The sequence below is a fragment of the Peribacillus sp. P4_B1 genome (assembly GCF_056402395.1).
Window position 1 is genome coordinate 60312 of sequence record NZ_JBFUHM010000010.1, and the last position, 20878, is coordinate 81189.

Sequence of the window (20878 nt, forward strand, 5' to 3'; positions counted from 1 at the left end):
AAAGATGGGAAAAGCAACAGGATTTATGGATTACCAGCGTGAAAAGCCAAAAGACCGGAATCCTCTCACTCGTTTAAGCGACTGGAGAGAATATACAGCTCCTTTCTCTGATGAAAAGTTAAGTACACAGGGAGCGCGGTGTATGGACTGCGCCACCCCTTTCTGCCATATGGGCATGGAGTTGAACCGGGTCACCACGGGCTGTCCGATTCATAATCTGATCCCGGAGTGGAATGATTTGGTTTACCGCGGCAGATGGAAAGATGCATTGGACCGTTTGTCGAAAACGAATAATTTCCCTGAATTCACAGGGCGCGTTTGCCCTGCCCCATGTGAAGGGTCTTGTACGGTAGCGATAAGCGATCCTGCCGTTACCATCAAGAACATTGAACGGACCATCATTGATAAAGGATTTGAAAATGGCTGGATCACGCCTCGCATCCCTGAGAGCAGGACCGGCAAGAAAATTGCCATCATCGGTTCGGGCCCGGCAGGATTGGCGAGTGCTGATCAGTTGAATCAAGCAGGTCATTCGGTCGCGGTTTATGAGCGCTCAGACCGTGCAGGCGGGCTGTTGACATACGGCATCCCGAACATGAAACTTGAAAAGGATGTCGTTGCACGCCGAATCAAATTATTGACCCAGGAAGGCATCGATTTCATTACCAATACAGAAGTGGGAAAAGATATTTCAGCCGAAGAACTGCAAAATCAATACGATGCAGTCATCCTATGCACAGGTGCCCAAAAGCAGCGTGACCTGGAAATTGAAGGTCGCGGGGCATCAGGCATTCACCTTGCAATGGATTACTTGACGACATCGACTAAAAGCCTGTTGGACTCCAATTTTGAAGACGGCAAGTTTTTAGACACTATGGGGAAGGACGTCATCGTCATAGGCGGCGGGGATACAGGAGCTGACTGTGTCGCGACGGCCCTTCGCCAGGAATGTAAGAGCGTCGTACAATTCGGGAAGCATCCAATCCTTCCGACGGCCCGTACATCAGATAATATGTGGCCTGCCTACCCGAATGTATTTTCCCTTGAATATGCATATGAAGAAGCGGAAGCGAAATTTGGTGCAGATCCGCGTCAATATTCAATCCAAACAAAGAAAATCGTCGCCGATGAAAATGGCAATGTTAAAGAACTGCACACAATCTCCATGGAAAAAATCAAAGGCGATGACGGAATATACATTTTCAGGGAAATCCCAGGAACTGAAAAAGTATGGCCTGCACAATTCGTTTTCATCGCAATCGGATTTGAAGGAACGGAAATGCCGCTTTTAACTCAATTTGGCGTTGAAACAGTCAATCAAAAAATTGATGCCGTCTATGGCGAATACAGAACGAATGTCGAAGGCGTTTTCGCCGCCGGAGATGCAAGAAGAGGGCAAAGCCTCATCGTTTGGGCGATCAATGAAGGCCGCGAAGTAGCACGTGAAGTGGACCGCTACTTAATGGGTTCTTCGGTATTACCTTAGTAGAAAAAAGAAGTGCCATATGGTGCTTCTTTTTTTTATTGTGGGAAAAGTGGAATTCACGAGTAAATGGCCGAAACTCACGAGTAAATGGTCAAAATTCACGAGTAAAACGCCGAAATTCACGAGTAAAACGCTGAAACTCACGAGTAATCGCCCAACTCGCGAGTAAAAGGCCGAAACTCGCGAGTAAAACGCCGAAATTCACGAGTAATCGCCCAACTCACGAGAAAACGCCGAAATTCACGAGTAAACGTCCGAAACTCACGAGTAAAAGGCCGAAACTCGCGAGTAAAACGTTCGAAACTCGCGAGTAAACCGTCAAAATTCATGAGTAAACGCCCGAAACTCACCTCACGTGATACCGTATTGATGGTATACAAATTAGGCGAGCAGTATAAATACTGTTCGCCTAATTTACTTTCAGTCAGCTTCTATAGTCAGCTTCTTGAAGAACGCCAAGTGATGTGTGTTTCAGTGCATGGACAGCTGCTATTATTTTCTCTGTCTCTACTTCATCTCCTATGGCTTTATGCAATTTTTCTTTTAGCTGGGATTTTGTAAATGGATTCCCAGGGCTTCCTTTAGGTGTATCGATTCGTTTCGATAGTAGATCTCCACTCGTCGTGGTCACGGTCACAATTGTAAATCGTCCCACTGGGAGTGCTGCTTTGGAAGGCTTGATCGTTGCATCCGCCTCCCTATTTACTTTTTGAAAGGATTTTCTCCATGAATGGGGAATAGGTTTCGATTCAAAAGAAGCAAAGGTCAGGGGTTTGCCAGTAAGCGCGAGCCATACAATATACTCAATCGAAAATCTTCCTTCTTCACCGGTCGAAGGGTTATGGTGAATCAAAGCGGAATCACCATTTGGAGGAAAGCAAACACTCACCGATTCAATATCTTCTTCCGATAAATCGTACGTCTTATGTAAAAAGACAGCTGCATCAGCGCCATGTGTCGCAGCAGAACAAAAAGGGTACTGTTTAAACCATAATCCTGGTGTTACGATCCGCCATGTCGTTCCCCAATTTTCCGTCAAATCGGGAACTCCATTTTCTGCATATACCTCAAAGAATCCATTCTTATCATTCAAAAAGTCGGGGTTGCTATGTAATCCCATCCGAATCCAATCTGCGGAATCCACAGCGTTTTTAGCAGCAATCCCTACATGGAGCGGCTTTACTACAGTGCCAAATTGGAGTCGTAAACCCGCCGATTGGGTAGCGGCAAGACTCATGGTTTCAGCTATTAAGCGTGGTGAGTATTCCCGTAAATACGCAACCGCACCAGCTGCAGCTATTACGCCAAGTGTAGCTGTATTATGCCAACCTTTTGTATAGTGATAGGGGTTCATTGCTTCCCCGAACCGAGCCATGATTTCCACACCAACCACATAGGCTGCTAAAAAACGTTTCCCTGTCATTTCAGGTTCTCCAACTGCCAACAAAGCAGACAAAATGACTGCGCTTGGATGACCTCGTACATCTGAATGTACATCATCATAATCTAGTAAATGAGCTTGAAAGCCATTGAAGAGTGCGGCCTGGGATCTTGTTGCATGTATGTGACTTCCAATCAAGTAACTCGTCCCATTTCCGCCTTCTTCCAAAATGATTTGCTTTAAAATCGTAATTTCCTTTTCGGATTTCGTTTGATAGGAAACAGCAAGATAATCAAGAAGTCCTTCGATTGCAGCCTGTAATACTCCTTCATTTACCAACGGATTGGAATGATAAATCATTTCGGATAACCTTTCCGTGTTCATGCACTTCACTTCCTTTTTTGCCTGGCAGATCCGTCCGTTTCATCTCCCATTTGCCGTAAAAAACGCTGAGTTCGCGGATTAAGAGAATGCTCAATCACTTGTTCTGGGGTGCCTTGTTCGATAATATGTCCGTCTGCCATGAATATGACATGGTCAGCAACTTCCTTCGCAAATTGCATTTCATGCGTCACGATGACCATTGTGGTATCCTCTTTCGCTAACTCCCAGATTACTTGTAAAACCTCATTAACCAATTCGGGATCTAGAGCGGAGGTAGGTTCATCGAATAAAATGGCATGTGGTTTTACAGCTAATGCTCTAGCGATGCTGACACGCTGCTGTTGTCCGCCGGATAAGGTAGCGGGGTATTGTTTGGCTTGTTTTTCCAAGCCTACCCGTTTCAATAAATCCACGCCGATTTGAATGGCTTCCTCTTTTTTTACCTTTTTGCTGACAAGCAAAGCTTCAATCACGTTTTTTAAGGCCGTTTTATTTTTAAAAAGGTTATAGTGTTGGAATACCATCGCTGTTTGCTGTCTTAATTGGTACGCGTCTTTCTCTTTATATTTTTGGGTATCCAATTTTACATCCTTGATTTCGATGGTGCCGCTGTTGGGCTTTTCCAACAGGTTCAGACAGCGTAATAACGTTGATTTTCCAGAACCTGAAGGGCCAATAATGGCGACAACTTCCCCGGTTCTTATATCCAAGTTAATATCGTTCAATACTTGTTTATCATCAAAATATTTAGATAAGTTTCTTACTTTTATCATATGATCACCTTCTAAGTGGTTTGCTGAGCCAAATTTCCAGGTATTTTTGTATCCAAGAATAAAGAACAACCAATAGCCAGTAAATCAGGCCAACCACCAAATACGTCTCGAAAAAGCGCATGTTAGCGGATGCAATAATTTTTCCCTCTGCAAATAGTTCCGTAATTCCTAATGTAAAGGCAAGGGACGTTTCTTTAATCAAAGATATAAATGTATTCCCTGTTGCTGGCAATGCATTTAAAGCGGCCTGTGGTAATATGATTCGCGAGTAAATCTGCACTCTTTTCATGCCAGTTGCAAGGCCCGCTTCCATCTGCCCTTTGTCCACGGAATTCAATCCAGCTCGGAAAATTTCTGCTAAATAAGAGGATTCTTTCAAACTGAATCCAATGATTGCTGCCGTCATTGCTTCCATCGTTGACAACGACGGGAATAACTGTGGTAAACCGTAATAAATGATGAATAATTGTACCAATGTTGGCATTCCTCGGAATAAAGAGATATATAAGCCTGCCAATTGGGTGATTCCAAAAATATTGCTATTTCTTATTAAGGCCACTACAAGTCCGATAATAATGGCTAAAGCCATCGAAATGATGGCTAAAACCAGAGTGATTGGAATAAATTTTGCGATTTGCAGGGAAATTTCCAACATATATTGTAAATCAAAATTCATAATGCTTTAAAACCTCCGCTATGCTTATTCGCCGGAATTCGTGGTGATATCTTCACCAAAATATTTATTGGACAGCTTCGCTAATGTACCATCTTCTTTAAGTTTTTTGATTTCTGTCGTGAATTCATCATTTAATTTTTTGCCTTTTTCTGTTTTGGTAAATGGATACCCTACATTTTCATAGGCCACTGGATCACCAACCAGTTTTAACGGAAGGTCATTTTTCTTTATTTCTGCAACCAGGATTGGGCGGGAATTGATATATCCATCTACACGGTTGTTAATGGCATCTTGCATCGCGCCATCCCGGGTTTCATAGGTTCGTATTTTGATATCGCCATTTTTATCATATTTTTCTAGGTTTGTGACGTTATTAGACCCCAGCACACCGGAAACGGTTTTGCCTTTAAGATCAGCCAAACTTTTAATATTATCGTTTTTTGTGCTTGATACAATTTGTGCACCATAATAACTATACGGCTCTGTAAAATTAAATTGCTCTTGGCGTTCTGGTGTTATAGCAACGGCATTCGCAACGGTGTCCAATTTACCTGATCCCAATTGCCCCATTATCCCACTGAAATCAGAAGTGACCCACTCTACCTTGTATCCTAAATTCTTGGCGATGAGTTCTGTAAGTTCTACGTCAAAACCTATTAATTTACCATCCTCTTGATAACCATTTGGATAGCTTTGGCCAGTGGACCCCACTTTAATTGTTTTTTGTTCGGAATCATTGGCAGCATTCTCTTGTTTTGAATTGCCACATGCCGCAAGTACTAATATGAAAAGTAAAGAGAGTCCAAGGGAAAGAATTTTTTTCATTGTTATTTTCCTCCTATTATTAAATGGTTGGATTATGTTTTTCAGTCCAAGCTTGATATTGTCCCGGCTGCAAGATTTTCCTCAAATATATTGTGAGATGACCTTTGCCTAAATCTTTTTGCCCGATCTCTACAAATCCACTTTTTTCGTACATTTCCTTTAGCCATGGATGATTATCCGCGGTTCCGAGCGTAACCGCGGGGGCTCTCAGTTGCTTTTTCAAAATTTCTTCTTCGAGCCATGATAGAACTTTTTTTCCTATGCCTTGACGCTTATATGCAGGGTTTGTAGCGAACCAGCCTATGTGTGGCAATACGAGCGGGCCAGGATTAGGACCCCAAGGTAACCGAATCGAAACGGTCGAAATAAATGTGCCATTTTCCTCCAGAACATAAACCTTATTTTCTGATATATGCTTAATCACTTCCTCTCTCGTGGCGGTTGCCGCAGAGAAGTGAATATCCAACTCTCTTATACTCGCGTAAGCATCCAATGTTAATTGGAGGAATTTATCCACATCTTCTACACGTACTTCACGAAATACTTGACTCATCTTGCGCCTCCTATACTCTATCTAGTTAATTCCTCTTCGGTTCGGTTATTCTGTCTTTGAGATCAGCCAGGTGTAAGGTGTTTAAAGCTTATGGGAATATTGGTTGGCCGGTTTATCCAGGCCAAGATTCCCTCGTAATGTGTTACTTTCATATTTAGTACGGAAAATTCCTTTCGATTGCAGTTCAGGGACAACAAGTTCTACAAAATCCGTTAAAGAATCAGGCAAGAGGGCTGGCATGATATTAAAGCCGTCAGCCGCATCTCCATTCACCCAATCTTCAATTTTATCCGCAATCTGCGTTGGTGTTCCTATTGCGATATGATGTCCACGTGATCCGGCAACCCACTGATATGTCTGACGTAACGTCAAATTTTCATTGATCGCCCGTTTAACGATCAAATCATATTTACTTTGGATGCCATCTACATGTTCTGGTAGCGAAATATCAGCAAACGGTGTATCCAAAGGAATGTTCGAAAAATCCACATTTCCAAAATACCTTCCCATAACAGCCAATCCTATTTCGGGAATGATCAGCTCCTGCAATGCCTCGTACTTTTCTTGGGCTTCCTTCTCGGTCTGTCCCACAATCGGGAACAAACCTGGCATGATGCTCAAGCTGCTTTTCTTCCGATTAAAAGCGGCCAATTGACCTTTTAACTCATGGTAAAATGAAACCGCGTCCTCCTTGTTCTCTTGGGCAGTAAAGACAATCTCTGCGTGCTTTGCTGCAAGCAATTGCCCAGCGCCAGAAGAGCCTGCTTGTACAATGACCGGATGCCCCTGAGGGGAGCGGGAAATATTTAATGGTCCTTTTACATTGAAAAACTCACCTTGATGATTGATTTCATGAAACTTGCTTACATCAATGAATTGGCCTGTTTCTTTATCGATGACCAATGTATCGTCTTCCCATGAGTCCCACAATTTCTTGGTAACTTCAACAAATTCAGTCGCTCTTTTATAACGGAGGCCATGTTCTAAATGTTCTGATTTATTGAAGTTTACTGCAGTAGAGGCAAGGGACGTCGTGACTACGTTCCATCCAGCGCGGCCGGAGGTAATATGGTCTAAAGAAGCAAATTTCCTAGCAACATTAAAGGGTTCTTCGTAAGTGGTGGAGGCCGTTGAAACCAAACCAATATTGGAAGTCGCCGAGGCTAGATAAGATAACAAGGTCAATGGCTCGAATCGAGTCAGAATATTAGGATGCGAGTCCTTTGCAACTGACAAACTATCTGCCAAAAATAATAAATCAAATAAACCTTTTTCGGCAGTCTGGGCCAACCCTTTAAAATAATCGATGCTCATATTACCTTTCGGATTGGCGTTAGGATGTCTCCAGGAAGCAACGTGATGTCCTGTTCCGGCCAAAAATACACCAAGCTTTACTGTTTTCTTTTTCATGTGTCAATTGCTCCTTTATGTCTTCACTTTTAAACGCAGGGGATTTATAATATAAATATCCTTACTGGTTTACTATGAATTAATGCTGAAATAAAACCCGCTTCAGTTTAGAAGAGGGTTTCTTCCGACTATATATTTCCTTACTTGTTTTCTACTTTAGAAATTGAATCCTTTTTCGGATTGATACGTTAATATAATATAGAAATTAAATCAAATGGTAGCATCTTATATAATAAATTGTCAATATTAAATATTCGGAATATACACACTTAGCATTTCCGGGAAATCATTGTTATGATGCTTTCGACTCGACCTATATTAGAACTCATTCTTTACACGTTTATCAAATAGCTTATTTGATAGCTGCTTCACTTGATATTCCTTGGCTAATAGCTTTCGTTCTTTACTATTCGGATTTTAAAGGAGATGGACAACCGTTGACCATAAGCGATGTAGAATTGGAAAATTATTTATTGGAATTCAGACGCGATCTTCATATGACACCTGAATTATCAAACCAAGAATTTGAAACGACTAAAAAAATTAAAGAAGCGCTTCAATCACAAGATATTAAGATACTTGATTTCCCATTGAAAACTGGTGTCGTAGCTGAGATAAAAGGGAGTAAGCCGGGACCTGCGATAGCACTTCGCTCCGATATTGATGCTTTACCAATTTTAGAGCAATCTGAGGTGGATTTTCCTTCAAGGCACATCGGCGTGATGCATGCATGTGGTCATGATTTTCACACTTCCGTCATTTTGGGGACTGCTTTTTTATTAAAAAAAGAAGAAAGAGATCTTTCCGGAACGATTCGCTTGATTTTTCAACCTGCGGAGGAAACGGGACATGGAGCAAGTGCTTTAATGGAAACCGGTGTGCTGGATGATGTGGATGTGATTTTTGGCCTTCATAATGATCCGACATTGCAAGTTGGGGAGTTAGGGACAAAACATGGCGCACTGACAGCGGGAGTCGATCGCTTTGAAGTGCATGTTAAAGCAACTGGCTCACACGCGGCCAAACCGGAAGAGGGAAATGATCCGATTATCATAACAGGACATATTATCTCAACGTTGCAAACCATCATCAGCCGCAATGTGGCACCAAAAGAGTCCGCGGTTTTGAGCATCACTCAAATTCATAGCGGTTCAACGTGGAATGTTATCCCGGATAGTGCCTATTTGGAAGGAACCGTCCGCACCTTCAGTAAAACTCAACGAGAGTTCATCCAGAAACGTATGAAACAAGTCCTGCACGGTATAAGTGAAACTTTCGATGCAAATGTTGAACTATCATGGCATCCTGGCCCGCCATCAGTTGATAATACACCTGAATGGGCAGATTTGGCGCTTCAGGTTGGAGACACAGCAGGTTACAAGACAAAAACCTTGGAAGCTAGCTCCATAGGGGAAGACTTCGCTTTTTACCAAGAAAAAATACCAGGTGCTTTCGTAATGATAGGGTCGGGCGGTCCATATGACCTGCATCATCCTAAGTTTATAGTAGATGAAAAAGCACTTTTTCCAGCTGCTTCTTATTTTCGCTTATTGGCTTTAGAGGCGTTAAAAAAAATCCCTGAATGAAATATTAGAAGTGAAGGAGGTCCAATCATCAAAACGTATCCATTGAACGAGTCGGATCGTGATTTAATAGAAGCTGCAAGTGCAAAAATTAGGGATCTTTACGAGGAAAATAGGCATCATGTTGGCGCTGCATTAAAAACGAATTCAGGAAAAACCGTTGCTGCCGTACATATTGAAGCATATATTGGCCGGGTTACCGTATGTGCAGAAGCCATTGCGATTGGCAAGGCGATATCGGACGGCGAAAAGGGTTTCAATACAATCGTGGCGGTTAAGCATCCCTATTCCGATGATGAAGACAGAGCTTTAAAAGTGGTTAGCCCGTGTGGGATGTGTCGGGAATTAATCTCGGATTATGCAAAAGAGTGCTTTGTCATACTGAATGTTAATGGGGAAACGGTCAAGGTGAAAATCGGTGAATTACTGCCGTATAAATACACGAGGGATTTATGATGATCATTCAATAATGCAACGGAAAACAACACGCTTAGGAGAATTCATAAGCGTGTTGTTTATTATTTCAAACTAGATGGCAAGTATTGTTCACAGATGATGATATCATCGTCTTTTAGAACATAAGGATGTGTTTCCAACAATATGGTTTTCAGGTAGTCTGGCATCCTCTCACCTTTGTACGCACAAATTAATGGAAACGACAGCAGATTTACAGCTTCATCCACTGTTCTCTCAAAATCCTCTATGATATGAAGTGGTTCTTCCATGGTTGCCCATTCAACATGTGCCCATGATCGGAAAGAGATTTTATTTTCCACATAGGGCTGTACCGTTTTATTAAAGTATTCTTCGATTGCAGGAGGATGATAACTGCCGCTTGAACAATAGAAATCGAAGTTGTTCACAAAGTGAATGAACTCCATTTGATCTTTCGTTAACCGAGTGCTCAGTTCTTTATGAATGATGGGGTAAATACGGTCATTTTCAATAAGAATGACATAATCTCCCGCTGCGATGCCGTCTTGGATAAAATTCAAAACTTGTTTAATGTAATTTTCCATTTCATTATAGGAATACAGCACATGAACGTTTTTTTTGTCTTCAAACAACTGATTCATTTTGCTTTTCAATATATCATTCCTTCTTTCATATATCTCTTCAATTATACTTGAATTCCATAAGCAGGACAAAATGAGAATTCTTTAAATGACGGCTTCGGTGCTTAACAATAACGAAAAAGCAATCCTTCACCATTAAAGGATTGCTTTTTCGTACTATTTCAAGCGCTCGATGAAATCATTCATTTTATCTAAAGTGGTTATGTTCTGGTTGCATTTCATACTATCCAGGCAAATATAATTCCCTTTTTTTATGAATGTCCCTTGGACGGTTCCTTTTGTTTCGGACATGAACATCCCTATTTCTTCAAAGCGACTGCAAATGGCACAGATTCCTTTTTTGTTGGTTGGTTTAATAGTTCCGTGCAATCCTGTGAGTTTATTATGATGGTGTGCAATGATGAATTTTTTTCCGGAACCGACATCATCCCATCCCAAGTATGAAATCTCTCTCAAATCCATGTTTTCCAACAAAGGGGCTTTTAATTTTTTTGCCTTAGGAAATAACTTTTTTATCGTTTTTTCGGTTACTTCTTTAAATGGGATCACAAATGGCTTTACCTGTAAGAGAAAGACTTCGGCTTGTGCGGGATCTTTAATGGTATCCACTGGATCCAGCAGTTGTTTTTGCTCTTCGCTCAAGTCATTGAATAAGCTTAATACTCGTTCTTTTGCGACTGTTTTCAGGGTGTGGATCACATCCTTATCGTTGGCGGTCGCGTGTCCATTTATGAGAATCTGTGTTTGTGATTTAATGAAGTTATACTGCTCGCTTCTGATAAAAGGTTCCATTTTCTTCACTCCTGTTTCTGATGCGCGATACTTGTCACATGATACCGTTTCTCTTTACTTTACAGAAATCATATCTGCTTTAAAAGGGGGAAAACGACTAAGAAACATACTCGGCATACAAATAGCACTGATATCATTATCAGTGCTACACATGCAATCCTATTTGGAATAAACGATTTTCTTGATGGTTTCCGCGGAGAGAAAATGTTCCTCGGCTAATTGGCGGATGCTATGACCGTCTTTGAATGCATATTTTATAGTGGCATTTCGGTCATCGATCAGTTCCCTTGATCCCGAACGGGTTCCCCATTTGTGATGGGCCTTTTCAGGTTTAGGGATATATATGGTTTCGCCTTGCACATACTTTTGAATTTCAACGATCAGCTTTTCAGGCAAAACGGCCGTCGCTTTTACATATTTCATTTCTGCCAGCCCCTTATTCTTTTTTAAGAATGAAATAAGGTGCAAAGCCAAATATTAGAAATGATAAGTCGGGCGATTAAGTTTAGCTTAATTTAACCCCATGCAAAGTATCGCCTCCAATACTAGGCTTTGCATGAGACGCTGCAGAAGGTGGCATTAATATTCTTATTGCCATCTTTACACCTCCCCTTTATGTCCCTAAAGAACACGTATTGTCATTATTATAAAATATATATGGGTGGTTGCCAAACTTTTTCCAATGTATGACGGGCTGATTGTTTGAAAATGAGCTGTGTACATGAAATAATTTGAACTGTAACCAAACTAACCATTATGGGAGCTGACTTTATGAAAGTATTCGTAGTTGGGGCAAATGGGCAGATCGGTAAACACCTGGTAGATTTATTAAAAGATAGCCCGGATCATAGTGTAAGGGCAATGATTCGTAAAGAAGAACAAATGCAACATTTTGAGAAAAATGGAATCGAATCTGCAGTCGTCAGCTTAACGGGCTCAGTGGATGAGATTGCGAATGCGGCAAAAGGCTGTGATGCCATCGTATTTACAGCGGGATCCGGAGGAAGCACCGGAGCTGATCAAACGCTTTTGATTGATCTGGATGGTGCTGTTAAAACGATTGAAGCGGCAGAAAATTTGGGAATCGACCGATTCATCATGGTGAGTGCTTTTCAGGCCAATAATCGCGAAAACTGGAATGAAGCCATCAAACCATATTATGTGGCCAAGCACTATTCGGATAGGGCATTGTTACATAGCGATTTAATATTTACCATCATTCGGCCTGGCGGACTAGTGAACGAACCGGGAACGGGCAAAGTGACTGCCGCTGAAGAATTGGAAAGGGGTTCGATTTCACGGGAAGATGTGGCTAGAACGATTTTTACGTCATTGACCGAGGAAAATACCTACAAGCGTTCTTTCGATTTAATCTCTGGGGATACTGTGATTGCGGAAGCATTGAGGAATATTTAACGGACAAATGGAGGCAGGGCCACTCAGGGGCGAGTGAGCTCTGCTATTCTATTCCTTCAATTTGCTTGATGACCTTCGCTGGGTTTCCAGCGACTACAACGCCATCAGGAACATCTTTTGTTACGACGGCCCCTGAGGCGACGACGGAATGACTCCCAATTGTAACGCCAGGATTGATGATGGCCCTTCCGCCAATCCATACATGATCCCCTATCGTAACCGGCTTTCCATATTCCACTCCAGAACAGCGTTCGAAGGGATCCAGCGGATGTGTGGCAGTATAGATATGCACTCCGGGAGCCAACATGCAGTCCCTGCCGATTTTCACCTCACAAACATCCAAAATGACACAATCGAAATTGGCATAAAAGTTTTCCCCGACAGTAATGTTATATCCATAGTCACAGCGAAAAGTAGGTTCAATATATATATTTGTTCCAATGGAACCGAAAAGCTGTTTCAGCAGTGAGGTTCGTTCATCCCCTTCGTTTTCGATTGTCTGATTGTATAACCGGGTTAACTTTCTCGCATTTTCCCTCTCCCTTATTAATTCCGGATCAGCAGCCATATAAGGTTCCCCGTTCACCATCTTTTCTTTTTCAGTAATCATATTTCCTTCTCCTTTTTTCTTGTATTTATATAGATATTTATGTAGAATTAATAAATGTCAGAATATTAAAACGTTTTATTCGCAAAATAAATTGCAGTACTTTTTACTCAAATTTTCTGCTGAATTTAAATGCCTCACTCATTTTCATAGAAAGAAGTAAGAAAAGAAAGATTTTTCCGAATAATTAATGAAATAGTTTTGACAAACGTTCCATCGGATTTTATAGTTAGGGGAGTTATGTATATTTCATAGTTTCATGTTAGTACATGTTAACAGATAAGTAGAATAGACAGAAGTTCATTTAACCTTTATCGGAAATTGATGGACAACTCTTTTCTTCGTTTAAGAGAATTAAAACAATGGAGGCCTCATTATGTCACAGAAAGCACCACTTTCTTTTGTTATTGTTACAGGATTAATGCTTTTCGCTTTATTTTTTGGTGCAGGAAACTTAATTTTCCCTGCCATGCTCGGTCAATCCGCTGGGACCAATTTATGGTCGGCTAGTTTAGGATTCATCATTACTGGGGTTGGATTGCCATTCATTACAATATTGGCATTTGGTTTTTCAGGCAAAAATGATGTCCAATCGCTTGCAAGCAGGGCACACCCGATGTTCGGCATCATTTTCACGGTCGTTCTTTATTTATCATTGGGACCGCTTTTCGCTCTTCCGAGAACGGGGAGTGTATCTTACGAAATAGGGATTAAACCTTTCCTTTCCAATGACGTCGGTTTTTTACCATTGCTGGTATTCACGATCATATACTTTGGAATTGCCTGTTTATTATCGATCAATCCATCAAAAATGCTGGATGTTGTCGGAAAAATATTAACACCGTTATTATTGATTTTCATCGGGATCCTCATTGTGGTCGCAATTATTAACCCAATGGGTGAAATTCAGCCACCATCGGCTGATTATTCAGATAATTCTTTCTTTAAAGGATTTAAAGAAGGATATTTGACAATGGATACACTGGCTGGATTTGCTTTTGGGATCATTATCATTAATGTAATCAAAGATAAGGGAATCACTTCAAGAAAAGAAGTATTAGGCTTCTGCATGAAAGCCGGCTTAATAGCCGCTTCTTTGTTGGTGATCGTTTATACGGCCTTGACTTATGTCGGGGCGACAAGTGTGGAAAAACTGGGTCACCTGGATAATGGCGGAGACGTTTTGGCTCAAGCCTCACATCATTTTTTCGGACCGGCCGGTGCAGTGTTGTTGGGATTGATTGTTATCGCAGCATGCCTAACTACAAGCATTGGGTTGATAACGGCTTGTTCTACGTACTTCAATAAAATACTGCCTGTTATTTCGTATAAATCATTTGTCGTCATCTTCTCCGTTTTTAGTGCGGCTGTTGCCAATGTAGGTTTGACCAAGCTCATTTCCATTACTGTGCCTGTGTTAACGGTGCTTTACCCCGTGGCGATCGTTTTGATTGTGCTAACGTTCTTCCATTCCTTTTTCAAAGGGAAATCGGAGGTTTACTTAGTAAGCTTGTTATTAACGGCCATCATCAGCATAATGGATGGATTAATGGCATCAGGCATTAAAATGGAAACTGTTTCGGATCTTTTCATTCAATACCTTCCACTATATAGTGTAGGGGTAGGGTGGGTGATTCCTGCCATAATCGGCGGTTTATTGGGCTATATGATAAGCCTGATGAAAAGGGACCCTGAGGAAGCCTATTAAGGTCTTCATTAACTATATGAGAATGAACTTGAAATCATGAAAGATGCTGTCTTGATGACAGCTATTCAGACGGTAGGCAAACTCGATAATAATTGAGTTTGCCTACCGTTTTTTTGAGGGTCTGTTGATTGGAACGTAGGGCACTCGCTTTCCGCGGGAGGTCCGCCCTCGGCGCCTTTGCACCCGTGGTGTCCATTTGACGCGCTTTTCCCGCAGAAGTCGCGCACACCCTTTCCATTCAGCTGAACGTTTTTTTCTACAAACTGGAGCTGTCTTGATGACAGCTCTTTTCCTTAGTGTTTGTTTTTAATGGGAAAGAGCCTTAAAATGTTCAGAAAGGGGTGTAGGAACAAAATGATTAATCGATTACCAATAGAAATCGCAAATATATTACAAGCAAGCAAAAAGAATCCTGCTCAATTTGAGGAATTGATAAGGAGCGGCGGATATCTACCTCCCGAGATGGAGTTGATGATAGATGCCATTACGGCCTTGAGCATGGGGAAGAATATCCTTTTGAAGGGTCCGACAGGGGCTGGAAAGACAAAGTTTGCCGAGACATTATCGAATCTATTCAACCAGCCAATGTTCAGTGTCAACTGCTCAGTCGACTTGGATGCCGAAAGCTTATTGGGCTTCAAGACATTGGCTTATAAAGATGAAAAACAGGTGATAGAATTCGTACCTGGGCCTGTGATCAATTCGATGACTCACGGTTATTTCCTATATATAGATGAAATCAACATGGCGAAGCCGGAAACACTGCCGCTTATCAATGGGGTGCTTGATTACAGAAGGACGATAACGAATCCGTTCACGAATGAAGTCATCACTGCAGAAGATGGCTTTAATGTAATTGCTGCAATCAACGAAGGATATGTCGGTACAGTACCACTGAATGAGGCGCTAAAAAATAGGTTTGTCGTCATTGAAGTTCCTTATATCGAAGGGGAGCAGTTAAAGCAATTGATAGAAACCAATACAAAGCTGAAGGATCCAAGAAGCATTGAATTGTTCGTTAAACTGTCGAGTGATTTGATAAATGCCGTGAATCAAGGGAAAGTGGCTGAAGATGCGGCATCGATCAGGGCTTTGCTCGATGCTTGCGATCTGAGTGTATTGATCCCGCCGAAACGGGCAATTCTCCGTTCCGTTGTGGATAAGTTGGACGAGGAACGCGAGCGTGAGTTTGTGAAGAACTTGGCTGACACATTATTCTAACTAGGAGAATGCCTCATGAAGTATATCCGATTCAATGATTCAATAATTGATACGGCCCTTTTTTTACAGCTGCAGGATCTCTCGACTGTTTTATCCGGCATTCCTGAGCTGGAATTCGAATACAATTATGGCTCTTTCATTGATCTGATCGAGTATAAGGTAACAGCCAGCCATTTTTGGGAAAACGGAAATAAGGAAGTGAAGGAAGCCGGGCTGAAAACAGACGTGCTCCTTAGGGCGATAGGTACGCTGCATCATACAACAATCCAGAGCATGAAGGAGTACCAGGACATCATCGGGGAAAGTTCGCTTCCGAAGTTTGCAGCCCAATTATTCGCTATATTGGAAGACTTGCGGTTGGAAGAATTGGTGAAGAAAGAAAGGCCAGGCACGAAAAAATGGTTTTCGGTAAGGAGGGCTTACCTTAAACAATATTTCGAAAGCCAATTAGCAACGAATGTCACAAGAAGTTTTGCACTGGATGAATTATACTGCCTCATATATTTACTGCTTCAATCCGACAGGCCGGACCCGATTTTCCCCAGGGCCAATGTACGGCAGCTGGAAGAACTGGAGAAAATCAAACCGTTCATCCATTCCGTCTTTGAAGCCACTAACACCAGTGATATCACGAGGATTTGTGAGCAAATCGTATTTCGTGTGAACGATGAGTACAAGGATACGATGAATGAATATTTCATCTTCCCAATTGCAAATGTGGAGAAGTATACAGCAAATACCTTATTTGATGAACTGACTAGAAATGATGATCTGTTGAACGATGATACAGAAGATGTAGACGAAGAAAAAAGTGAGTTCATTGATGAAAAGTTCTCGACTTGGCATCGAGAGAATAAGAACGGCGAGAATAATTCGACCTTTCTTCAATTTGAATTGGAGCAAGGAACGAAAACAAGTCTGATGGGCGGAGGTGCGCGTGAAGCGGAAGATGCCGACCAAGCACTGGCTTCGATTCAGGGCTCATCAGGGGAAAGTCAACAAAAGGAATACAATCAGCAGGAAACGCTAGAGAAGAAACAAACGAATATTGGCAAAAGTGGTGAACATCCATTTGGTGAAGAAAATAAAGACGTCGTTCAGGTAATTAAAGAAGCCAAAATACCAACACTTACTGAGGAGAAGCGCTATCGTGAGTTTGTTGCCGATATCGAACCGTTTAAGAGAAAACTCTCCAGTACAATTGAAAAGACATTGGAAAATAAAAAGAATGCACCAAGAAAAGATTTGGTTTTTGGTCGTTTATCGAAAAAATTACTGCCGCTTGTACTTGAAGAAAATCCAAGGGTCTTTTATAAAAAGAACCAGGATTCAAATGAAATGGATGCCGTATTCACATTGCTTATCGATTGCTCGGCTTCAATGCATAACAAGATGGATGAAACGAAACGGGGGGTCGTCCTGTTTCATGAAGTGCTGAAAAAATTAAGGATCCCCCACTCGATCGTAGGTTTTTGGGAAGATGCAAATGAAGTGAGAGAAGGATATCAGCCGAATTACTTCCATGTAATCCAGTCCCATTCCGATTCTTTTTATCTGAATTCAGGAGCGAAAATCATGCAGCTTGAACCGGAGGAAGACAACCGGGACGGATACAGTATAAGGGTGGCCACAATGGAATTGGAAAAGAGACGTGAAAAAAACCGTTTCTTGCTCGTATTTTCAGATGGTGAGCCGGCAGCTGCCGATTATGATCAAAATGGAATAGTCGATACACATCTGGCCGTATCAGAAGCAAGGAAAAAAGGAATAGAAGTCATAGGCCTGTTTTTAGCGGATGGCAGCATAGATGAAAGTGAAGAAATGACGATGAAAAATATCTATGGCAAAGAACGGTTAATGATTCCGAGTGTAGCTGAATTACCCGAACAATTTACACCGCTGTTAAAAAAACTACTGCTGAAGACCATTTGATATGAAACATACTAATAATGAAATTGGAAGTTATGATAGATCCTGATTGATAAATTAATAAACGCAGTAGGATTCAGATTTGGATCTTACTGTGTTTTTTTTGTTTGTCATGCCGGTTCTTCGCAGTAAGTGAATGATTTCTTTGACGGGATTGGGGTAAACCATAGATGAGGAAGTGATCATTTTGATGAATTTAGTGTTTATGCTACTTTATTTTATAATTATTGTTCTTGTTATTGAAATATCGGTTACCTTGCTGAAATTGACTGGATTAAAAAGCACTGTAGCAAGATTTCAGGTTATCTCCATGCTTACAGGTACCGGTTTTACAACTGACGAGTCAAAATCCATTATTGATCATCCCGTTCGAAGGAAAATAAGCATGTTTTTAATTTTATTTGGTGCCTTCTCACTTGCTGTCATCATTTCATCGATTAGTACATTGCTTACAGATGACCTTCGTTTGATGGAGTTAAGCATCATTATTGGAATATTGGTGGTTTTAGCCATTTTTGTGAAAACTCCGTTCCTGAATAATAGAATATCGAATAAGATGCGCAGTGAGATGTACAATCATTATGAATTATGGGAACATCCCATAGAAGAGGTCCTATTTTTAGAAGATGAAGACGTGGTCATGGAGATTGATATTTATGAGGACTCCGAATTCATTGATGTCAAAGTGTTTGATGTCATACCACATGGTGCGGACATCAATATTTTATTTATTGAAAGCGGAGAAGTGAAAATCAGGAAAGAGTTATATGAGTATAAAATTAAATTAGGGGATAACCTCTTTTTATATGGAAATAAAAAGGAGATAGAAGACACATTTTCAAAAGAAATCGAAGTGATGAAGAAGAAAAAAAGTACACCGGAATGAAAAAAATCCCTGCCTTAATATAAGGCGGGGATTTTTTGGTGATGGGCTTCATTAATGTTTTTTATTCGGTAATTTCTGCGCGGGGTTGCCGTTACCTTGGCGGCGAAAATTGCCTTCTTCCTTTTTTTGCTGCTCTTGAATGCTCTCAACAAATTCCTTTGAACTTTTCATGGAATGGACCTCCTCCGTTATTTTCTTCTTTACTATAACCAAAAGAGGTGAAATTCATGAGTATGGAAGGGGACATTCTTCGCTTATCAACAAGGCTTCGATCAATGCAATTGCTCCAGGACCGGTTAACACAGAGTTGTTTATGTAGGGCCGTAAATTGAAGGGATGAAAAAAATGAATGCCTCCGGATGTTTAGTTGAAACGAATGACATTGCCAATGTGGTTTCATTTTTAGTGAGTAAACAAACCCAATGGGTTACGGGTCAGACGAGTAGGGTAACTGGCGTTTAATTTATTCAATTAAAGCAACGTAATGATGAAAGTTGCTCTAGTATTTCTTTCATTTGAATTTAACCATTCCATTGAATTGTTTGAGCGATGATAAGAAAGCGCCAGATAAGAGGAACCGGATAAAAAACAAGCGCAGGTAAAAGCGGATCCATTTTTGCCAGGCGACTCCTGCTAATGCAATGGTGGCTATGAAATTGAATACTATTTAAATATCGTTATCTAATGTTAGAATACATGACATTTGAATATTTTGAATATTGACAAAAATAGGGACGGTAACTATAATAATCAATAATAATATCCATGAATAAACGTTTATTGGGGTTTTGCCTATGGAACGGACAACTGCTGTCCGAGAATTATGTGAGATGCATACTCACTTACTGGACAAGGATATTCAAACTCTTGAAAACTTGTCTGCGAATTTATCGTTGATAGCCAATTTGAATAAAGCGAATGTCTTTATTGATTGTCCGGTGCTTGAAGGGAAGCATGCCATCGTCGTGGCAGAGGCAAGCGCACATTCCGTAAAATCGGTTTATGATCATCCGGTTGTCGGGAAATTTGCCTATGAGGCTTTTGAGCCGGCAGTATTTTATGTATTGCGGACCGGAAAGGACATGTTCGTGAATCGCGCATTGACTCAAGAGGGAGCGATGGTGGAGCAAAGTGTCGTTCCGGTCAAGGGGGAATGCAATCGGGTCATAGCCGTTTTGATCATGGAGAAGGTGATTCAAGAAGAACCTGAAACGTTTAATCAGTTTGGAAGGCAAGATCAACAAAATTCCTTAGTTCCCGAATTTATCGAAGAGTCCATTTTCCTGATTAATAGCCAGAACCGACTTGTCTATACGAATCCCGCCGCCATTAATTTAGTAACGGAAATATGTTTGACCGACTGTGTGTTAGGGGACTCCATTTTAAATTATTTTCCAGGCTTTGCCGATGTTCTTGCTTCAAAGGAAGAGATTTTAATGATGGAACTGAACATTGGTAAAAAGATTTTCCAAATAAGGAAGTTCCATTTAGGCAACAAGAATGCCAATGAAACGTTCATCATCATCCGGGATCTGACTGAACTGCGGGATAAAGAGAGAGAGCTGATTAGCAAGTCAGTAGCCATTCGTGAAATTCATCATAGGGTGAAGAATAATTTGCAGACTGTTGCCAGTTTACTTCGGCTGCAAATGAGGATAGGGGCCCCTGAAGAAAGCAAGCCCCATTTATTGGTCAGTTTGAACCGGGTGTTAAGCATATCGTCGGTTTATGAAATCATTTTGGCAAGCAGCCATGTCGACCACGTGGATTTATTGGAGCTCATTAAGAAAATAGGAGATATGATTGTTTGTACGGAGGATCATGCCCGTAATGTCATAAGCATTGAATATTCGGGGGAGCTTCATTCCATTGATTCCGACATCGGCATTTCCGTCGCGCTGGTGGTGAATGAGCTCATTCATAATTGTGTGAAGCATGCTTTCATGGAAGGGACGGACGGGAAGATTACTGTATGCTTTCACAAGGATGGTCCTGAATTGGAGATTCAAGTTAAGGATGATGGCATCGGATATTCGCCGGCAGTGAAACCTTCATTGGGGCTGGATATCATCCGTATGACAGTGGAAAATGATTTGGAAGGGGAGTTTTCTATTCGCCAGATTAAAGGTGGTACCCTGGCTTCTGTAAGATTTCCATACAAGAGGTAGGTGG

Annotated in this window: 21 protein-coding genes; 9 read left to right on the forward strand and 12 right to left on the reverse strand. The window is 41.2% G+C overall.

Annotation, left to right across the window (positions count from 1 at the left end; translation table 11 throughout):
• Positions 1-4: 4 nt before the first annotated feature.
• Positions 5-1486, forward strand: coding sequence for a glutamate synthase small subunit (gltD, locus tag AC1DVK_RS07995; protein ID WP_477626200.1), 1482 nt, complete (start codon positions 5-7; stop codon positions 1484-1486).
• Between the two features lie 140 nt (positions 1487-1626).
• On the opposite strand, the gene AC1DVK_RS08000 is transcribed toward gltD, so the two are convergent.
• The 7 genes from AC1DVK_RS08000 to AC1DVK_RS08030 all read right to left on the reverse strand — a co-directional run bounded on the left by AC1DVK_RS08000 (position 1627) and on the right by AC1DVK_RS08030 (position 7488).
• Positions 1627-1815, reverse strand: a complete 189-nt coding sequence (locus AC1DVK_RS08000) for a hypothetical protein (RefSeq protein WP_477626201.1) — start codon at positions 1813-1815, stop codon at positions 1627-1629.
• A 95-nt stretch (positions 1816-1910) separates the two neighbouring features.
• Positions 1911-3251, reverse strand: coding sequence for an MmgE/PrpD family protein (locus AC1DVK_RS08005; protein WP_477626202.1), 1341 nt, complete (start codon positions 3249-3251; stop codon positions 1911-1913).
• 5 nt (positions 3252-3256) lie between these two features.
• Positions 3257-4024, reverse strand: coding sequence for an amino acid ABC transporter ATP-binding protein (locus AC1DVK_RS08010; RefSeq protein ID WP_089362681.1), 768 nt, complete (start codon positions 4022-4024; stop codon positions 3257-3259).
• Positions 4025-4028: 4 nt separating this feature from the next.
• The gene (locus tag AC1DVK_RS08015; protein WP_089362682.1) at positions 4029-4700 is read right to left on the reverse strand and encodes an amino acid ABC transporter permease; all 672 of its coding nucleotides are present in this window, start codon (positions 4698-4700) and stop codon (positions 4029-4031) included.
• A 24-nt stretch (positions 4701-4724) separates the two neighbouring features.
• A complete protein-coding gene (locus tag AC1DVK_RS08020; protein ID WP_477626203.1) occupies positions 4725-5525 on the reverse strand; it encodes an amino acid ABC transporter substrate-binding protein in 801 nt (266 codons plus the stop codon).
• A 19-nt stretch (positions 5526-5544) separates the two neighbouring features.
• Positions 5545-6078, reverse strand: coding sequence for a GNAT family N-acetyltransferase (locus tag AC1DVK_RS08025; RefSeq protein WP_477626204.1), 534 nt, complete (start codon positions 6076-6078; stop codon positions 5545-5547).
• An 81-nt stretch (positions 6079-6159) separates the two neighbouring features.
• Complete coding sequence (locus AC1DVK_RS08030; RefSeq protein ID WP_477626205.1) at positions 6160-7488, reverse strand: LLM class flavin-dependent oxidoreductase; 1329 nt, start codon at positions 7486-7488, stop codon at positions 6160-6162.
• 437 nt (positions 7489-7925) lie between these two features.
• Here AC1DVK_RS08030 and AC1DVK_RS08035 point away from each other — a divergent pair, with 437 nt between their 5' ends.
• Entirely contained in the window at positions 7926-9074 is a 1149-nt protein-coding gene (locus AC1DVK_RS08035; RefSeq protein WP_477626236.1) for an amidohydrolase, read from the forward strand.
• A gap of 24 nt (positions 9075-9098) precedes the next feature.
• On the forward strand, positions 9099-9527 hold the full coding sequence (locus tag AC1DVK_RS08040; RefSeq protein WP_477626237.1) for a cytidine deaminase: 429 nt from the start codon (positions 9099-9101) through the stop codon (positions 9525-9527).
• Positions 9528-9589: 62 nt separating this feature from the next.
• Here the strand turns inward: AC1DVK_RS08040 and AC1DVK_RS08045 are convergent, their stop codons facing one another.
• The 3 genes from AC1DVK_RS08045 to AC1DVK_RS08055 form a co-directional block, all read right to left on the reverse strand.
• On the reverse strand, positions 9590-10147 hold the full coding sequence (locus AC1DVK_RS08045; RefSeq protein WP_477626238.1) for an MEDS domain-containing protein: 558 nt from the start codon (positions 10145-10147) through the stop codon (positions 9590-9592).
• Between the two features lie 156 nt (positions 10148-10303).
• Complete coding sequence (locus AC1DVK_RS08050) at positions 10304-10939, reverse strand: FusB/FusC family EF-G-binding protein (protein ID WP_377406033.1); 636 nt, start codon at positions 10937-10939, stop codon at positions 10304-10306.
• A 159-nt stretch (positions 10940-11098) separates the two neighbouring features.
• Positions 11099-11362, reverse strand: a complete 264-nt coding sequence (locus AC1DVK_RS08055; protein WP_410862819.1) for a CD3324 family protein — start codon at positions 11360-11362, stop codon at positions 11099-11101.
• A gap of 348 nt (positions 11363-11710) precedes the next feature.
• Between AC1DVK_RS08055 and AC1DVK_RS08060 the strand changes: the two genes are divergently transcribed.
• Positions 11711-12355, forward strand: a complete 645-nt coding sequence (locus tag AC1DVK_RS08060; protein ID WP_410862818.1) for an SDR family oxidoreductase — start codon at positions 11711-11713, stop codon at positions 12353-12355.
• A 43-nt stretch (positions 12356-12398) separates the two neighbouring features.
• Here AC1DVK_RS08060 and AC1DVK_RS08065 read toward each other — a convergent pair whose 3' ends face one another.
• A complete protein-coding gene (locus tag AC1DVK_RS08065) occupies positions 12399-12965 on the reverse strand; it encodes a sugar O-acetyltransferase (protein ID WP_089362690.1) in 567 nt (188 codons plus the stop codon).
• A 373-nt stretch (positions 12966-13338) separates the two neighbouring features.
• Between AC1DVK_RS08065 and brnQ the strand changes: the two genes are divergently transcribed.
• From brnQ to AC1DVK_RS08085, 4 genes are all read left to right on the forward strand, one after another.
• A complete protein-coding gene (brnQ, locus tag AC1DVK_RS08070) occupies positions 13339-14670 on the forward strand; it encodes a branched-chain amino acid transport system II carrier protein (RefSeq protein ID WP_477626206.1) in 1332 nt (443 codons plus the stop codon).
• Between the two features lie 354 nt (positions 14671-15024).
• Positions 15025-15891: an ATP-binding protein gene (locus AC1DVK_RS08075; protein ID WP_410862814.1), complete on the forward strand. Its 867-nt coding sequence runs from the start codon at positions 15025-15027 to the stop codon at positions 15889-15891.
• A gap of 15 nt (positions 15892-15906) precedes the next feature.
• Positions 15907-17823 (forward strand): vWA domain-containing protein, encoded by a 1917-nt coding sequence (locus AC1DVK_RS08080; protein WP_477626207.1) that lies wholly within the window; start codon positions 15907-15909, stop codon positions 17821-17823.
• A 187-nt stretch (positions 17824-18010) separates the two neighbouring features.
• Positions 18011-18706, forward strand: coding sequence for a hypothetical protein (locus AC1DVK_RS08085; RefSeq protein ID WP_061466258.1), 696 nt, complete (start codon positions 18011-18013; stop codon positions 18704-18706).
• A gap of 51 nt (positions 18707-18757) precedes the next feature.
• Here the strand turns inward: AC1DVK_RS08085 and AC1DVK_RS08090 are convergent, their stop codons facing one another.
• A complete protein-coding gene (locus AC1DVK_RS08090; protein ID WP_061465287.1) occupies positions 18758-18877 on the reverse strand; it encodes a DUF4023 family protein in 120 nt (39 codons plus the stop codon).
• Positions 18878-19500: 623 nt separating this feature from the next.
• On the opposite strand from AC1DVK_RS08090, the gene AC1DVK_RS08095 reads away from it, so the two are divergent.
• Positions 19501-20874 (forward strand): sensor histidine kinase, encoded by a 1374-nt coding sequence (locus AC1DVK_RS08095; protein WP_410862810.1) that lies wholly within the window; start codon positions 19501-19503, stop codon positions 20872-20874.
• Positions 20875-20878 lie beyond the last annotated feature (4 nt).

Excerpts from the sequence above, each read along its gene's own strand:
- gltD (WP_477626200.1), top strand. The coding sequence starts at position 5 with ATGGGAAAAGCAACAGGATTTATGGATTACCAGCGTGAAAAGCCAAAA.
- AC1DVK_RS08000 (WP_477626201.1), bottom strand. The coding sequence starts at position 1,815 with ATGAATTTTGACGGTTTACTCGCGAGTTTCGAACGTTTTACTCGCGAG.
- AC1DVK_RS08005 (WP_477626202.1), bottom strand. The coding sequence starts at position 3,251 with ATGAACACGGAAAGGTTATCCGAAATGATTTATCATTCCAATCCGTTG.
- AC1DVK_RS08010 (WP_089362681.1), bottom strand. The coding sequence starts at position 4,024 with ATGATAAAAGTAAGAAACTTATCTAAATATTTTGATGATAAACAAGTA.
- AC1DVK_RS08015 (WP_089362682.1), bottom strand. The coding sequence starts at position 4,700 with ATGAATTTTGATTTACAATATATGTTGGAAATTTCCCTGCAAATCGCA.
- AC1DVK_RS08020 (WP_477626203.1), bottom strand. The coding sequence starts at position 5,525 with ATGAAAAAAATTCTTTCCCTTGGACTCTCTTTACTTTTCATATTAGTA.
- AC1DVK_RS08025 (WP_477626204.1), bottom strand. The coding sequence starts at position 6,078 with ATGAGTCAAGTATTTCGTGAAGTACGTGTAGAAGATGTGGATAAATTC.
- AC1DVK_RS08030 (WP_477626205.1), bottom strand. The coding sequence starts at position 7,488 with ATGAAAAAGAAAACAGTAAAGCTTGGTGTATTTTTGGCCGGAACAGGA.
- AC1DVK_RS08045 (WP_477626238.1), bottom strand. The coding sequence starts at position 10,147 with ATGAATCAGTTGTTTGAAGACAAAAAAAACGTTCATGTGCTGTATTCC.
- AC1DVK_RS08050 (WP_377406033.1), bottom strand. The coding sequence starts at position 10,939 with ATGGAACCTTTTATCAGAAGCGAGCAGTATAACTTCATTAAATCACAA.
- AC1DVK_RS08055 (WP_410862819.1), bottom strand. The coding sequence starts at position 11,362 with ATGAAATATGTAAAAGCGACGGCCGTTTTGCCTGAAAAGCTGATCGTT.
- AC1DVK_RS08060 (WP_410862818.1), top strand. The coding sequence starts at position 11,711 with ATGAAAGTATTCGTAGTTGGGGCAAATGGGCAGATCGGTAAACACCTG.
- AC1DVK_RS08065 (WP_089362690.1), bottom strand. The coding sequence starts at position 12,965 with ATGATTACTGAAAAAGAAAAGATGGTGAACGGGGAACCTTATATGGCT.
- brnQ (WP_477626206.1), top strand. The coding sequence starts at position 13,339 with ATGTCACAGAAAGCACCACTTTCTTTTGTTATTGTTACAGGATTAATG.
- AC1DVK_RS08075 (WP_410862814.1), top strand. The coding sequence starts at position 15,025 with ATGATTAATCGATTACCAATAGAAATCGCAAATATATTACAAGCAAGC.
- AC1DVK_RS08080 (WP_477626207.1), top strand. The coding sequence starts at position 15,907 with ATGAAGTATATCCGATTCAATGATTCAATAATTGATACGGCCCTTTTT.
- AC1DVK_RS08085 (WP_061466258.1), top strand. The coding sequence starts at position 18,011 with ATGAATTTAGTGTTTATGCTACTTTATTTTATAATTATTGTTCTTGTT.
- AC1DVK_RS08090 (WP_061465287.1), bottom strand. The coding sequence starts at position 18,877 with ATGAAAAGTTCAAAGGAATTTGTTGAGAGCATTCAAGAGCAGCAAAAA.
- AC1DVK_RS08095 (WP_410862810.1), top strand. The coding sequence starts at position 19,501 with ATGGAACGGACAACTGCTGTCCGAGAATTATGTGAGATGCATACTCAC.